The sequence below is a fragment of the Amycolatopsis cihanbeyliensis genome (genome assembly GCF_006715045.1).
Classification (GTDB): domain Bacteria; phylum Actinomycetota; class Actinomycetes; order Mycobacteriales; family Pseudonocardiaceae; genus Amycolatopsis; species Amycolatopsis cihanbeyliensis.
Genome location: NZ_VFML01000002.1, coordinates 585,771 through 600,369, shown reverse-complemented (window position 1 = coordinate 600,369; position 14,599 = coordinate 585,771). Strand labels below are relative to the sequence as shown.

At 71.2% G+C, this 14,599-nt stretch carries 14 protein-coding genes and 1 riboswitch; of the genes, 11 read left to right on the top strand and 3 right to left on the bottom strand.

Translation table 11 applies throughout. The features are described 5' to 3' along the window. The first annotated feature begins 90 nt into the window (after nucleotides 1-90). The 3 genes from FB471_RS31395 to FB471_RS31385 all read left to right on the top strand — a co-directional run bounded on the left by FB471_RS31395 (nucleotide 91) and on the right by FB471_RS31385 (nucleotide 4,185). Nucleotides 91-912 (top strand): ComEA family DNA-binding protein, encoded by an 822-nt coding sequence (locus tag FB471_RS31395; RefSeq protein ID WP_246076816.1) that lies wholly within the window; start codon nucleotides 91-93, stop codon nucleotides 910-912. Further along, nucleotides 909-3,332 carry a ComEC/Rec2 family competence protein gene (locus FB471_RS31390; protein WP_246076815.1) on the top strand — a complete coding sequence of 808 codons (2,424 nt, stop codon included), beginning with the start codon at nucleotides 909-911 and terminating at the stop codon, nucleotides 3,330-3,332. The genes FB471_RS31395 and FB471_RS31390 overlap by 4 nt, the downstream gene beginning before the upstream one ends. A 178-nt stretch (nucleotides 3,333-3,510) precedes the next feature. Further along, nucleotides 3,511-4,185 carry a hypothetical protein gene (locus FB471_RS31385; protein ID WP_170221064.1) on the top strand — a complete coding sequence of 225 codons (675 nt, stop codon included), beginning with the start codon at nucleotides 3,511-3,513 and terminating at the stop codon, nucleotides 4,183-4,185. A 36-nt stretch (nucleotides 4,186-4,221) separates the two neighbouring features. Here FB471_RS31385 and thrC read toward each other — a convergent pair whose 3' ends face one another. Further along, entirely contained in the window at nucleotides 4,222-5,496 is a 1,275-nt protein-coding gene (gene thrC / locus FB471_RS31380; protein ID WP_142003447.1) for a threonine synthase, read from the bottom strand. A 13-nt stretch (nucleotides 5,497-5,509) separates the two neighbouring features. Next, nucleotides 5,510-5,642, bottom strand: a riboswitch (SAM riboswitch). Nucleotides 5,643-5,772: 130 nt separating this feature from the next. Here thrC and holA point away from each other — a divergent pair. Next, nucleotides 5,773-6,753 carry a DNA polymerase III subunit delta gene (gene holA / locus FB471_RS31375; RefSeq protein WP_142003446.1) on the top strand — a complete coding sequence of 327 codons (981 nt, stop codon included), beginning with the start codon at nucleotides 5,773-5,775 and terminating at the stop codon, nucleotides 6,751-6,753. A gap of 57 nt (nucleotides 6,754-6,810) precedes the next feature. Here the strand turns inward: holA and rpsT are convergent, their stop codons facing one another. Next, nucleotides 6,811-7,071 carry a 30S ribosomal protein S20 gene (gene rpsT, locus FB471_RS31370; RefSeq protein ID WP_142003445.1) on the bottom strand — a complete coding sequence of 87 codons (261 nt, stop codon included), beginning with the start codon at nucleotides 7,069-7,071 and terminating at the stop codon, nucleotides 6,811-6,813. A gap of 338 nt (nucleotides 7,072-7,409) precedes the next feature. On the opposite strand from rpsT, the gene FB471_RS31365 reads away from it, so the two are divergent. From FB471_RS31365 to FB471_RS31340, 6 genes are all read left to right on the top strand, one after another. After that, nucleotides 7,410-8,276: a DMT family transporter gene (locus tag FB471_RS31365; protein WP_142003444.1), complete on the top strand. Its 867-nt coding sequence runs from the start codon at nucleotides 7,410-7,412 to the stop codon at nucleotides 8,274-8,276. Nucleotides 8,277-8,303: 27 nt separating this feature from the next. Next, on the top strand, nucleotides 8,304-8,684 hold the full coding sequence (locus FB471_RS31360) for a VOC family protein (protein WP_142003443.1): 381 nt from the start codon (nucleotides 8,304-8,306) through the stop codon (nucleotides 8,682-8,684). Between the two features lie 42 nt (nucleotides 8,685-8,726). Continuing rightward, nucleotides 8,727-9,944, top strand: a complete 1,218-nt coding sequence (locus tag FB471_RS31355; protein WP_142003442.1) for a DUF6346 domain-containing protein — start codon at nucleotides 8,727-8,729, stop codon at nucleotides 9,942-9,944. Nucleotides 9,945-9,967: 23 nt separating this feature from the next. Beyond that, nucleotides 9,968-10,483, top strand: a complete 516-nt coding sequence (locus FB471_RS31350) for a YbaB/EbfC family nucleoid-associated protein (RefSeq protein WP_246076814.1) — start codon at nucleotides 9,968-9,970, stop codon at nucleotides 10,481-10,483. A gap of 9 nt (nucleotides 10,484-10,492) precedes the next feature. Beyond that, nucleotides 10,493-10,810, top strand: coding sequence for a type VII secretion target (locus FB471_RS31345; RefSeq protein WP_142003441.1), 318 nt, complete (start codon nucleotides 10,493-10,495; stop codon nucleotides 10,808-10,810). A gap of 135 nt (nucleotides 10,811-10,945) precedes the next feature. Then, entirely contained in the window at nucleotides 10,946-11,965 is a 1,020-nt protein-coding gene (locus FB471_RS31340; protein WP_142003440.1) for a WXG100 family type VII secretion target, read from the top strand. 3 nt (nucleotides 11,966-11,968) lie between these two features. On the opposite strand, the gene FB471_RS31335 is transcribed toward FB471_RS31340, so the two are convergent. After that, nucleotides 11,969-12,571 carry a class I SAM-dependent methyltransferase gene (locus tag FB471_RS31335; protein WP_142003439.1) on the bottom strand — a complete coding sequence of 201 codons (603 nt, stop codon included), beginning with the start codon at nucleotides 12,569-12,571 and terminating at the stop codon, nucleotides 11,969-11,971. 112 nt (nucleotides 12,572-12,683) lie between these two features. Between FB471_RS31335 and lepA the strand changes: the two genes are divergently transcribed. Further along, entirely contained in the window at nucleotides 12,684-14,546 is a 1,863-nt protein-coding gene (gene lepA, locus FB471_RS31330; protein WP_142003438.1) for a translation elongation factor 4, read from the top strand. Nucleotides 14,547-14,599: the final 53 nt, after the last annotated feature.

The window sequence follows — 14,599 nt, the reverse complement described above, 5'->3', positions numbered from 1 at the left end:
TGAGCCGATCCATCCCCATCACCCGTGTTGTCCACAGGCGACGCGGTCGGGACTACCGGTCGCCACCCAGCGACCCCTAGCGTCGAATATGTGTTCGACAATTCACTCGGCCCCGCGGACACCGCGCCGGGCCCACACGATGTCCGAGTCGTCGATTCCGAGACCCGTCTCCGCGAACTGGCCGAGGAGGCGGCCAGGGCGGAGGCCACTGCGGACGCCTCCCGCGCGACGCGTACGGGGAGGCTGGCCGAGCGTTGGGTGCCGGGTTCGTTGCTGTCCGGTGCGGGCGGACGACGTCGCCGGTTCGCGGTCGTCACCACGCTGGTGGGGGTGGCGGGCGTGGTGGTGCTGGCCGTGCTCGCCTTCGGCCACGGCCCGGCGGCCGAGGTGGCGCCCCCGTTGCCGGCCGCGCGGGAGAACGCTCGTGCTTCCCCGGTGGGGCAGTCGTCGCCGTCCCCGGACCGCACACCCGATCCACCCAAGGAGCTGGTGGTCAGTGTCGTCGGCAAGGTGCGATCACCCGGCCTGGTCACCGTGCCGCCCGGGGCGCGGGCGGCCCAAGCCGTCGACGCCGCGGGTGGCGCCGTACCAGAGGCCGACCTGGGCACGATCAACCTGGCCCGCAAGCTGGCCGATGGCGAGCAACTCTACGTCGGCGTGCCTGCACCCCCTGGGATGCAGCCGAACACGGCTGCCGGTGGCGCCGGACAGCAGCCGGGCCGGGTGGAGCTCAATACGGCCGGCCCAGCGCAGTTCGAGGAGCTGCCCGGGGTCGGCGAGGTCACCGCCCAGCGCATCGTCGACTGGCGTACCCAGCACGGACCGTTCACCGCGGTCGAGCAGCTACGCGAGGTCGAGGGGATCGGGGAGAAGCGGTTCGCCCGCCTGCGGGAGCAGGTGGTCGTGCGGTGACGGTGACCGACCCGGCCCGTGCGGTGCCGGTCAAGCACGACCTGCGGTTGGTGTCCGCGGCGGTGACCGCCTGGCTCGCCGCCTTGCTGGGCCTGCTGTGCGGCTGGTGGGTCGCCCCGCTGGTCGCCGGGCTCGGGGTGCTGGCCGCCGTGCTCGCGCTGTGGCGCGGGCGCTCGGTGCGGGTACGTGCCGGAGCTGCCGCCTTGCTGGTCTGCGGGCTGCTGTCCGGCGGGCTGCTGGGGCCGCGGCTGTGGCAGGCCGAGCACGACACGCTCCGCGAGCATGCCGCGCGCGGAGCCGGGGCGACCTTGCGGGTCGAGGTGACGCAGCGACCGCGACCGGTGCGTTCCGCGGGCTACGCGGGCCGGCAGGGTGGCGTGCGCGCGGTCCTCGTCGCCGCGGTGGTGCTGGAGGTGATCGCGGCGGAGCGGCCGGTGCCCTCGTCCGGGCGGGTGCTGCTCATCGCGCCCGCCGCCGAGTGGTCCCGGGTACTGCCGGGGCAGGTCGTGACGGTGGGGTCGGGGGAACTGGCGCCCGCACGGCCCGGTGAGCTCACGGTGGCCGTGTGCTACGTGCGCGGTCCCCCGGTGCACGCCGGGACGGCGCCGTGGTGGCAGCGTGCCGCGGAGTCCATGCGGGCCGGGTTGCGGGCGGCCTCCGGCGTGCTGACCGCCGAACCCGGCGGCCTGCTGCCGGGCCTGGTCGCCGGCGACACCAGCGCGCTCGTACCGCGAGTGGAGCACGAGTTCCTGGACGCCGGCATGTCGCACCTCGTGGCCGTCTCGGGCAGCAACCTCGCCATCGTCTGTGGTGCGGTCCTGCTGTTGCTTCGCGCCTTTCGCCTCGGGCCCCGCCTTCGCGCCGGCGCCGCGGGCCTCGTGCTGGCCGGGTTCCTCCTGCTGGTCGGGCCGGAACCCAGCGTGCTACGCGCCGGAGTGATGGGCGCGGTCGCGCTGCTCGCGCTGGCGCTGGGCCGCAACGGTTCGGCGCTGCCGGCCCTGGCCGTCGCGGTGGGCGGGCTCGTGCTCTACGACCCGGCCATGGCGGTCAGCTTCGGTTTCGCGCTCTCCGTGGTCGCCACGGCGGGCCTGGTGCTGCTGGCGCCGATCTGGGCGCGGACCATGACCGACCGAGGTGTTCCGGCGGGCTGCGCCGAGGCCCTCACCGTTCCACTGGCGGCCTTCCTGGTCACCGCACCCGTTATCGCGGGTATGGCCGGCGAACTGAGCCTGGTGTCGGTGGTGGCCAACGTGCTGGCGGCGCCGGTGGTCGCACCGGTGACGATCCTGGGCGTGGCGGCGACGGTGCTGGCCGGTGTCTGGCCCCTCGGCGCCGAGGCCCTGGTACGGCTCGCCGGCCCGGGACTGGACTGGTTGATCCTGGTGGCTCGCGAGGCCTCCGCCGTGCCGGGTGCCGTGCTGCCGTGGCCGGACGGCTGGTGGGGTGGTGCGCTGGCCGCGGCGGTCGCGGCCCTGCTGGTGCTGGCCGTCCGGTACCGGCCCGCGCGGACCGGGTTGGCCGTCACCCTGGTGTTCGGCCTGCTGGTCCTGGTGCCCCTGCGAACCATCGCACCATCGTGGCCGCCCGCGAACTGGGCGGTGGTGGCTTGCGACGTCGGTCAGGGGGACGCGATCGTGCTGGCCACCGGTGAGCCCGGCCGCGCCGTCGTGGTGGACACCGGGCCGCAGCCGGGCCCGGTGGACAGATGCCTCGATCGGCTCGATGTCGATCGTGTGCCCCTGGTGCTGCTCAGCCACCTGCACGCGGACCACATCGGCGGGTTGCGGTCGGTGTTCGAGGGCCGGGTGGTCGGCGGTATCGCGGTCGGGCCCGGCCGGGATCCGGAATGGGCCTGGCACCAGGTGGTCGACGAGGCGGCCGCGCACCGGACGCCGCTGGTGGAGCTCGGCTCCGGCGACCAGCTGACCTGGCCAGAGCTGCGGCTGGACGTGCTGGGGCCGCGCCACGTGCCGCGCGCCACCGTGGCCGACGAGGACGGCACCGCGATCAACAACACCTCGGTGGTCGCCCGCGCGAGCACGCCCGCAGGGCGGGTGCTGCTCACCGGTGACATCGAACTGCTCGCGCAGTCCGACCTGCTGGCGGCGGACACGGAGCTGGAAGCGGACGTGCTGAAGGTGCCGCATCACGGCAGCCGGTACTCGTTGCCTCGGTTCCTGAGTGCGGTGCGGGCCAGGCTGGCGCTGGTGAGCGTGGGAGCGGACAACTCCTACGGGCATCCGAACCGGCGCACCCTGCGCACGCTCACGGCGGGCGGTGCGCTGGTGGCGCGGACCGACACCGGTGGGGACGTGGCCGTCCTGCCGGACGCCACCGGCCCCGCACTGGTGCGGCGGGGAGCCGGGCGACGTTGTTCCCGCCGGGCCCGTCCGCGCCGGCGCAACGACGAACGCGCATAACGCTCATTCGTATGCAATTCGCCGTTCTTTCTTGTGATGCGGGATACCGGGGAGAAATCTTGTGTCCTTGGTGAAGTGTGCGGTTAGTATCGAGCTGCTGCAGCATAATTCATTCCTGTCCGTTTTGCTGGCTTTTCACGATCTTGTGGAATGCCGAATCCCTGAAAGGTCAACGATTATGTTCTCTGCTCGTATCTACCGACCCGCCGCCGTGCTGGTGACCGCCGGCGTGTTCCTGCTCGGCGCTGGGCAGGCGGCCGGCGCGACGACCACTGATCTCGCGACGGGCCAAGGGGAAGTGAACTCCGCCGAGTACCAGTTGGACCTCGCGCTCAGCAAGGCCGTCACCGAGGAGAACATCGGCACCCTGCTGGACTCGGCGCACGCCGCGGGCGACACCGAATCCGTTCGCCTGCTGACCGACGCCCGGTCTGCCCTGGAAAAGGCTCAGTCCGAAAAAGTCGCCTTGGCGTCCGTTTCGGCTTCCGATGTCGACATCATCGCCATTGTGAAGAGGATCGCCAAACTGGCTCAGCCGATTGTCGTCGCCGCGCTGCGGGTCGGCGGGGACGGTGCGGCCACGATCCTGGAGTCGATCGCCAAGCTGGTGACCTCGATTCCCGGCGTCGGGATCGGCGGGCCGATCACCGACGTGGTCCTCCGGTCGATCGCCACCGGGCTGCGGGTCGGTGGCGCCGTGCTCGCCGAGATCATCGAGGGCATCCGGATCGAGGGCACCTCGCGGGCCGAGGCGCAGACGCTGCTCACCCAGCACCTGCGCACGGATGCCGGCCTGCCCCAGGCGTCCGCGGACACCTGGGGCGCGGTGCTGGCCCAGGTGGCGACAGCCTGAGCCCCACCGTGAGCCGTCGGCGAGGTCTCGCGCGGGTTACCGGCCGAGTGCCTTGCCGACGGCCTCGGCCGAGGGCGGAACGGTCGCCTTCGGGCCCACCTTGTCCTCGATCGCGTCCAGGGTCTTCAAGCCGTCGCCGGTGATCAGCAGCACCGTCTCGGCGTCCGGGTCCAGCTTGCCTGCTTCCACCAGCTTCTTCGCCGTCGCCACGGTCACCCCGCCCGCGGTCTCGGTGAAGATGCCCTCGGTGCGGGCCAGCAGCCGGATGCCCTCGACCACTTCCTCGTCGGTGACGTCCTCGATCGCGCCACCGGTACGACTCACGGTGTCCAGGACATACGGCCCGTCCGCGGGATTGCCGATCGCCAGTGAGCGGGCGATCGTGTCCGGCTTCACCGGCTGCACCACGTCGTGCCCGTTGCGGAAGGCGGCCGACACGGGGGAGCAGCCCGTGGCCTGCGCGCCGAACACCCGGTACGGGCTGGGCTCCACCAGGCCGAGCTCGCCGAGCTCGCGGAAGCCTTTGTCCACTTTGGTCAATTGGGATCCGGACGCGATGGGTACCACGATCTGCTCCGGCAGCCGCCAGCCGAGCTGCTCGGCCACCTCGAAGGCCAGCGTCTTGGAACCCTCCGAGTAGTACGGGCGCACGTTGACGTTGACGAAGGCCCAGTTCTCGTGTTCACCCGCGAGTTCGGTCGCCAGCCGGTTCACATCGTCGTAGTTGCCGTCCACGGCGATCAGCGCGCCGTCGTACACGGCGGTGGTGAGGACCTTGGCGCGCTCCAGCGAGGACGGGATGAGCACCACCGACTGCCAGCCGGCACGAGCGGCCGCGGCGGCGACCGCGTTCGCCAGGTTTCCGGTCGAAGGGCAGGCCAGTACCTCGAAACCGAACTCGCGGGCGGCGGCCAGCGCGACGGCCACGACCCGGTCCTTGAACGAGTGCGTGGGGTTGCCGGTGTCGTCCTTGACCCAGACCCTCCGGACGCCGAGCGCCTCGGCCAGCCGGTCGGCACGCACCAGCCGGGTACAGCCGGGTTCGGTGTTCGGGATCTGCTCCACATCCGACGGCACCGGGAGGAGCCGCTTGTAGCGCCAGATGCTACGTGGTCCGGACTCGATGTCCTCCCTGCGCACCCGGCCGAAGTCGTAGGCGACCTCTAGCGGGGAGAAGTCCTCCGCGGAGACGAACTCGGGCGCCAGGGGTTGGCGGTGCCCTTCTTCCTTGGAGACCAGTTCCGCGGCCGGACCGAGGTCGAGCGTGCGCTTGGTGGCGGTGCGGGTGGTCGTGGTCAGGGCTGGCGTCATCGCGAGGTTCCTTTCCTCATCTGCCCCACGCGTGCGGGCCGGAATTGGCACCGTTGCCGTCAGCTACCTCGCGGAATCGAGATGACAGGCTGACGCCGGTTGCCGGGGCTTCTGCGGGCCGTTCCCTCTGCCCCTCTGGATGAGCTGTATTCGGTTGTCGGCTGTCGGCCGGACTGCCGTAGCTATACCGTACGACACCCCGATCGCTCCCGGCTACGGACAAGGACACACATCACCGGACCGGAGCGCGATCCGGCGGCATGGCACGATCGGTTCGTGACCGCACCGGCAACCACCCCAAACCCGCTGCATCTGGTCCTCGGTGAGGAGGAACTGCTCGTCGAGCGGGCAGTCCGGGCCGCGCTGGATTCCGCCCGGCTCGCCGATCCGTCCGCCGAGCTGACCAGGATGCGGGTGTCCGAACTCACAGCCCCCGCGCTCGCCGAGCTGGTCAGTCCCTCCCTGTTCAGCGAGGGCAAGGTGATCGTGGTGGACGCGGCGCAGGACGTCTCGCAGGAGATCGTCGACGCGCTGCTGTCCTACCTCGCGGATCCCGCCGACGGTGTCGTGCTCGTCGTGGTGCACAGCGGCGGCGGGCGAAGCAAGGCGGCGAAGTCACTGCCCGCCGCGCTGCGCAAGGCCGGCGCCGTGGTCACCGAATGCGCCAAGATCACCCGCCCCGCGGACCGGGAGGCCTTTGTGCGCAACGAGGTCCGTACGGCGGGTGGGCGGATCGACGCGGCAGGGGTCACCGCGCTGATCGACGCCGTCGGTTCCGACCTGCGGGAACTCTCCTCGGCCGCGACCCAGCTGGTCTCGGACTCCGGTGGCTCGGTCGATGAGGAGGCGGTGCGCCGCTACCACCGGGGCCGCGCCGACGTGACCGGCTTCGCGGTCGCCGAGCGCGCCGTGGCAGGCGATCGCGCGGCGGCGCTGGAGACGGTGCGCTGGGCGCAGCAGATCGGCGTGCCACACGTCCTGGTCGCCGACGCGCTGGCGGACGCGATACGCACTATCGCGCGGGTGGCCGCGGCCGGGAGGGGCAACCCGAACCAGCTCGCGGGGGAACTGGGCATGCCGCCGTGGAAGGTTCGCAAGGCGCAGGGACAGGTCCGGGGCTGGGGCCCGGACGGGTTGGCCGACGCCATGCGCATCGTGGCTCGGCTCAACGCGGAGGTGAAGGGCGCCGCGGCCGACCCGGACTACGCGATCGAGCGCGCCGTGCTCGAGGTGGCCGCCGCGAAGGAGAGCCGGTAGCCCCCGGACGCCACAAGGCCCCGACGTACGGGGACGCCGGGGCCTGGGAACAACGGCTCAGAGCTGGTTGGCCCGCCTGGCCATCGCGGACTTCTTGTTCGCCGCCTGGTTGGCGTGGATCACGCCCTTGCTCGCGGCCTTGTCCAACTTCTTGGCGGCCTCGCGCTGCAGCTCGATGGCGCGGTCCTGCTCACCGGCGTCGGCGGCCTCGCGGAACTTGCGGATGGCCGTCTTCACGGCGGACTTCACCGACTGGTTGCGCTGGCGCGCCTTCTCGTTGGTCTTGATGCGCTTCATCTGGGACTTGATGTTGGCCACGCTGGCGCTCCTCGTGATGTCGGATGGTTTCGTGCCGCGTTGTCGTGGCCCTGACCGGCTGGCGGCAGGCTTCCTCCCTGGCGGAATGCCACACGGCAACGGCTGAACAGCGTACACGCCCTCCGCGGGCGCCCTTCCGGCGGTGTCCTCGAGTAGGGTTGGGGCACAAGTGCCTAGGGTTCCGTCGCCGCTCCGCCAGCCGGACCACAACCAGGGGCGGCGAGACTGGTCCGAGCGGCACCATCGGCCGGCCCGGATGGTCGCGCCGTTCATATGACGGGACAAAAGCCTGGAGTATCCGACCTTCCGCGCCCGCGGAAGGTGCAGAAGGGTACTTCATGCACGGCACCGCTGTCCTGCTCGTCCTCCTCGCGGCCGTCGGGCACGCCTGCTGGAACCTGGTGGCCAAGCGGGTTCCGGGTGGCGCCCGGTTCGTCTGGCTGTACTACACCGTCTCCGCGGTGGCCCTCGCGCCGGTCGTCGGCTGGTTCCTGCTGTTCGGCGACGAACCCGCACGCCCGAGTTGGCTGCTCGCGGCGGCAGTCACCGCGGTGTTGCACGTGGTGTACGGCGTCGTGCTGCAGCGTGGCTACGCCGCCGGGGATCTCTCCGTGGTCTACCCGCTCGCCCGCGGTACCGGCCCGCTGCTGTCCGTGCTGGCCGCGGTCCTGCTGCTGGGGGAACGTCCGGGGCCGCTCGGCGTCGCCGGTGCGGCGCTGGTGATCACCGGGGTGCTGGTGATCAGCTCGGGCGGCTCGGGCACGACGTCCGGCGGCCGTGCCCGCCGAGCCGGCATCGGATACGGCCTGCTGACCGGCGCGGTGATCGCCGGCTACACCCTGTGGGACGCGTACGCCGTGACCGCGCTGGCCGTGCCGCCCTTCGTCTACTTCGGCACCGGTGCGCTGCTGCAGAGCCTTCTGCTCGCGCCTGCCGTGGCGGCCGCGCCACGGCAGGTCGGCGCGCTCTGGCGGCGGCATCGCAGCGAGGTGCTGCTGGTCGGGCTGCTGTCGCCGGCGGCCTACCTGCTGGTGCTGTTCGCCATGCGGATGGCCCCGGTGAGTCTGGTCGCGCCGATGCGCGAGCTCAGCATCGTGCTCGGTGGGCTGGCCGCATGGTGGATGCTCGGCGAGGCGAACCCGGTGCGCCGGATCACCGGATCGGGGGTGGTGCTGGCCGGGATCACCGCGCTCGCGCTGGCCTGACCACCGTCGGCAAGGTAGGCAGGAGGGATGGAGGTCCTGAGCAGCCGAGTGTTGTTGAAGCCGAGGCGGCCGCAGGCATCGATCGAGTTCTACCGCGACGTGCTGGAGCTGGCCATCTACCGCGAGTTCGCCGTGGGCACGGTGTTCTTCCTCGGCCAGGGATTCCTCGAGGTCGTCGGTAGCGGGGAAGCCGGGCCGAGCCCGGACGTTGCCCTGTGGCTGCAGGTCCGCGATCTCGCGGCGACCCTGGAGGAGGTGCGGGCCAGGGGCGCGCCGGTCGAGCGGGAGGCCCGACGCGAGCCCTGGGGCCTGGACGAGGCATGGATCACCGATCCGGACGGTACCCGGATCGTGCTGGTGGAGATCCCTGCCGACCACCCGCTCCGGGTGGATGTGCGCGGTCGCTGATTCCGCTGAACGCGGGCGGCCTCATGTGCCAGACTTCCCCGCGTGTCTTGGACTCCGAGCAACGGCACGTTCGCCGGGAGACTGGTGCGGGCCGTGGTGCTGGTCCTGTTGCTGCTGGCCGGGCTCCTGGCGCTGGCGACCGCCGCCAGGGTCACCCACGGTGGTGCGGCCGAGGTGGACCGGCTCGGTACCGCCACCGTCGCCGGCTGCACCGAACACGGGCCGGTCAGCGTTTACGGCATCGGCACCACCTACCGGTGCATGGCCGAGGTGCGCTGGTCGGACGGCACCACCGAGCAGCGCGAGTTCCCGCCGGGGCAGCTGAGCCCCGCGGACACGGGCCCGGTACCGGTCTACCTCGACCTGCCCGACCATCGCGGCGAACCGTACGTCGGCCGCAATGACAGTGCCTGGTACTCGACGCTGCGGCTGCCGATACTGCTGGCGGTCGGCGGCCTGGTGCTGGTCGTGGGGCTGGTCGCGGGGCACGCCGCCTACCGGGTCATCCGCCCCGCCGGGGGCGGCGCTTCCGGTGGGCCGCCGGAAGCCGTGCGCACCGGCGCGGCCCAGCAGCGTGCGGCCCACCAGCGCAAGGAACGGGAGTGGCCGCTCACCCCGGCCGACCGGGCGGGGGCCCCGCTACCGCGGATCACCGTCCGGCTGTGGCTGCTCGCGGCCTGGTGCCTGCTGCTGGTGCTGCTGGTGCCGGTGCTGGCGATCCCGCGGTTCGACGCGCCTCGCGCGGTCGAGTTCGTCTCGCCGTGGCCGCAGGTCGAACGGGCACTGCTGGTGGACCCACCTGCCACCGGAACGGTGGTCGTCGGCCTCGCCCTCGGGTTGTTGTTGCTGGCCATGGCGGCGGGCACCCGCACCGATGCCGCGCGGACCGCCCGGTACGGTCCCGCCTACCTGGCCCGCAACCTGCCCGGTAAGTCCGCACCCGAGCGGCGGGTGCGGGAGCGGCTGGACAAGCTCGCCGCGAGCAGGCGCAGGCATCTGGCGTTCTCCCTGTCTGGCGGCCTGCTGTTGCTGGCGCTGGCCGTGGTGGCGCTGGTGCGCGCCGTGGTCGAGGCACCGGCGCAGGGGTCGACGCTGGTGTGGCTGGCCTGCGTCCGGGACGCTGTGCTGCTCGGGGGTCTTGCCGCGGTCTGGCTGGGCACCGTCGAGAGCCCGCACGATCGGATGCGCAGGCTGCTGGCCGGGCACCAGGAGAAAGCAACGGCGGGACCGGGAACCGCGGGCGGGTCGCGGCCGTCGTAGGGCGACGAACGGAAGGGGCTGCCGTGGCAGCGGAAGGTATGGGACGTGCCGAGCAGTGGCTCGCCGACTACACCCAACGCGTTGGTGAGATCCAGCGCCAGGCGGAACAGACCCAGGAGCAGATCAAGAACGTGCGTGGCCGCGCCGCCAGCCCGGACGGGGCGGTCTCGGTGGTGCTGGCGCCCGGTGGGCGGCTGGAGAAGCTGGATCTGAGCCCGCGGGCGATGGAACTGGGCCATCAACGCCTCGCGGCGACGATCACGCAGACCATCCAGGCGGCGCACGCCCAGGCCGCGGCGCAGACCCAGGACGCGCTGCTGCCACTGGTCGGCGAGTCGGACGCGATGGACTTCCTGCGCGACCAGATGGACACCGCGCTGGCCGAGGAACCGGGGACGGAGCCCGAGCCGCGGCCGGCCGAGGACGAGGGCGGCTCGATCATGCGCCCGGCCACGGACCAGTCCCAGCCCGGGCCGCGCAGGCCGCGGCGCGACGACAGCGACGACGATGGGCCGTACGGCGGCTCCATCCTGCGGTGAGGATGAGCGATGGGCGAAGGATTCAAGTCGACCACCGAGGACCTCGCGACCCATTCCGCCACCATGAGCAGGCTGGGTGACCAGCTGGGCAAGGCCGGCGAGAAAGGCGGCGGCGTCGATCTCGGGATGGAGACCTACGGGATCATCGGGCAGGCTTTCGCCGGTGACGCCAAGGAGCAGATCCGGCAGACCGCCGACGCGATCAGCGAGCTGGCGAGCGGGCTCACCGACTTCGGCGAGGGCGTCAAGGCCGCGGGGGAGAACTACCAGCTGGTCGAGGACGAGATCGAGGAACTGCTGAGCAAGATTGGGGGCAAGGCGCCATGAGTTTCGCGGTGACGACTCCGCGGGCTGAGGAGCGCAGCGAGGAGGAGTCGCGGACATGGGTTCCGGGGTGACGACGAGCGAGCGTCGTAGGTCCGGCCTGCGGGCTGAGGAGCGCAGCGAGGAGGAGTCGCGGACATGGGTATAGACACCGCGGGCGCCGGCATCGTGGACACGGTGAACCAGGCGGCGCAGGATCTGGACAACCCCGAGGACTGGGCCATGGACGGCCTCGCGCTCGGCCTGGACGCGCTCGGTTTCGTGGCCAACCCGCTTGGCGGCCTGCTCAGTGCCGGGATCGGGTGGCTGATCGAGCATCTCGACTTCCTCCGTGAACCCCTCGACGACCTGGCCGGTGACCCCGCCGCGATCAACCGGATCGCCGCGACCTGGGGGGAGGACGTCCGCAAGGAGGTCGCCGAGGTCGCCGACCAGTACCGGAAGGCGGTCAAGTCGGAGATCCCGAGCTGGGAGGGCGACGCCGCCGACCAGTACCGCAAAAGCGCCGAGCAGCTTGCCGCGCAGATCGGGTCCCTCGACGGCGCCTCGACCGCGGTGTCCCAGGCCGTGCAGGGCTCCGGCATGCTGGTGGCGACCGTGCGCGGGATCATCCGGGACCTGATCGCCGAGGTCGTGTCGGAGATCGTGCTCGCCGCTGCCGCCGCGCTGGCCAGCAGCTGGTTCACCCTGGGTGGCTCGATCGCCGCGTTCACCGGCTGGGCCGTGGCCCGCGGCGCGGCCACCGCGGGCAAGATCGCGGGCAAGATCTCCAAGCTGCTGACCAAGCTGGCGAACATCCTCAGCAAGTTCGCCAAGCTGCGTGGCGCGGTGCAGGCGCTGGGCAAGCTGGCCAAGAGATTCGGCGACACCGCCAAGACCCTCGGCCGTACCGCGGCCCGCAACGGCTCCGCGCTGCGCAGGGTGGAGGACACCGTCGGTGGCTGGAACAGCGCCATCACCGGCAAGCTCCCGCAGGGAGTGCGGAACTTCGCCGACGGGGTGGACGACCTGATGACCAAGCGGCCCAGGGACGGCTTCGCCGACACCTTCAGCCCCGGGAACATGGCCCGGGTCGGGGGCTACGGGTACGCGAAGGAGAACGCCCAGGCCGACGAGAACTACGACAAGGCCGTCCAGGAGAACGAGCAGAACCAGTAGTGATCAGCCGGTGGGCCGGTAGGCGCGTAGCTGCGCGGCGGTCGTGGCCAGCGGCCCCGGTGGCTGCCAGGTCCAGGTCTGCACGTCGGCGAAGCCCGCGTCCTCGGCCTCCCCGGCGAGGGCGTGCCGCGGCACCGGTAGCCATTTCTCGTGCGCGGACAGCACGAGTCTCCCGCCGGGCCGCAGGATCCGCCGCAGCTCGGTGAAGCCGGCGACGCGGTCGTCCCACAGCTGCACGTTGTTCACGCTGAGCACGACGTCGACCGAGGTCGAGGCCTGGCCGGTGGCGGCGGCTGAACCGGTGCGCAACCGGACCCTTTCCGCCGTGACCGCGTCCGCGCACCGCCTGCCGCACGTTTCCAGCATCTCCGCCGAGGGATCGACGCCGATGACCAGCCCGGCCCGCTCGGCGGCGTAGCGCAGGCCCACTCCCGGGCCGGGCCCGACGACCAGCACGGTCTCCTCCGCTCCGGGCTTGGCGATGTCGACGACCTGACGTTCGGTCGCGGCGTTGCCGTGGGCCATCACCGAGCCGCCGAACCTGCCGAGCAGGCCACGTGGATGGCCGAAGGCCCGGTCCAGCACGTCGGTAATCGAGGTGTTCATACTTCGAGGACAACACGGGCGCCGGCACCCCGCATCGGGGATGACCCGGAGTCCTGCCCGCAGGACGTGGGATCATAGGGGCAGCCATCCCCGACAAACGCCGAGGACACGAGTGACGAGCTTCGCCGACACGACCTTCACCCCGCCGGAGTTGATCCGGAACTTCTGCATCATCGCGCATATCGACCACGGCAAATCCACCCTGGCCGACCGGATGTTGCAGCTCACCGGTGTGGTCGAGGAACGCACCATGCGCGCCCAGTACCTGGACCGGATGGACATCGAGCGGGAACGTGGCATCACCATCAAGGCGCAGAACGTCCGGCTGCCCTGGCAGGTCGACGGCACCGACCACGTCCTGCACCTGATCGACACACCCGGTCACGTGGACTTCACCTACGAGGTGTCCCGCGCGCTGGCGGCGTGCGAGGGCGCGATCCTGCTGGTCGACGCGGCGCAGGGCATCGAGGCGCAGACCCTGGCGAACCTGTATCTCGCCCTGGACAAGGACCTCACCATCATCCCGGTGCTGAACAAGATCGACCTGCCGGCCGCGGACCCGGACAAGTACGCCGCCGAGCTCTCGCACATCATCGGCTGCGAGCCCGGCGACGTGCTGCGGGTCTCGGCCAAGACCGGGGACGGGGTGCGGGAGCTGCTGGACGAGGTGGTGCGCCAGGTGTCCCCGCCCGAAGGGGACGCCGACGCGCCGTCCCGCGCGATGATCTTCGACTCGGTGTACGACACCTACCGTGGCGTGGTCACCTACATCCGGGTGGTCGACGGCCGGATCACGCCGCGGGAGCGGATCCGGATGATGTCCACCGGCGCCACCCACGAGCTGCTGGAGGTCGGCATCATCTCGCCGGAGCCCAAGCCGAGCAAGGGGCTCGGGGTCGGCGAGGTGGGCTACCTGATCACCGGGGTGAAGGACGTCCGGCAGTCCAAGGTCGGGGACACGGTGACCGCCGAGCGCAAGGGCGCCGCCGAGCCGCTGCCCGGCTACCGGGAGCCGAAGCCGATGGTGTACTCCGGCCTGTACCCGGTGGACGGCTCGCAGTACGGGGCGCTGCGGGAGGCCCTGGACAAGCTGCAGCTCAACGACGCCGCGCTCACCTACGAGCCGGAGACCTCGGTCGCGCTGGGGTTCGGGTTCCGCTGTGGCTTCCTCGGCCTGCTGCACCTGGAGATCACCAGGATCCGGCTGGAGCGGGAGTTCGACCTCGACCTGATCTCCACCGCGCCGAACGTGGTCTACCAGGTGTACCTGGAGGACGGCACGGAGCATATCGTCACCAACCCCTCGGACTGGCCGACCGCCGGCAAGATCGCCGAGGTGCACGAGCCGATGAGCAAGGTCACGGTGATCGCCCCCTCGGAGTTCATCGGCGCGATCATGGACCTGTGTCAGAGCAAGCGTGGCCAGCTGCTCGGCATGGACTACCTCTCCGAGGAACGGGTGGAGCTGCGGTACCACCTGCCGCTCGCCGAGATCATCTTCGACTTCTTCGACTCGCTGAAGTCCCGTACCCGCGGGTACGCCTCGCTGGACTACGAGGAGGCCGGTGAGCAGAGCGCCACCCTGGTCAAGGTGGACATCCTGCTGCAGGGCGAGCCGGTGGACGCGTTCTCCGCGATCGTGCACAAGGACGCCGCGTACAGCTACGGGAACAAGATGGCCACCAAGCTACGGGAGCTGATCCCGCGGCAGCAGTACGAGGTGCCGATCCAGGCCGCGGTCGGTGGCCGGATCATCGCGCGGGAGACGATCAGGGCGATCCGCAAGGACGTGCTCGCCAAGTGCTACGGCGGGGACATCTCGCGGAAGCGGAAGCTGCTGGAGAAGCAGAAGGAAGGCAAGAAGCGGATGAAGACCGTGGGGCGGGTCGAGGTGCCGCAGGAGGCCTTCGTCGCCGCACTGTCCGCCGAGGATCCTTCGGACAAGGGCAAGGACAAGGGCAAGGGCAAGAAGTAGGCGGGGCGGTGCCGCCGCGGGTCAGGTCCCCGTGTGGTGGACGAGACGTCGAC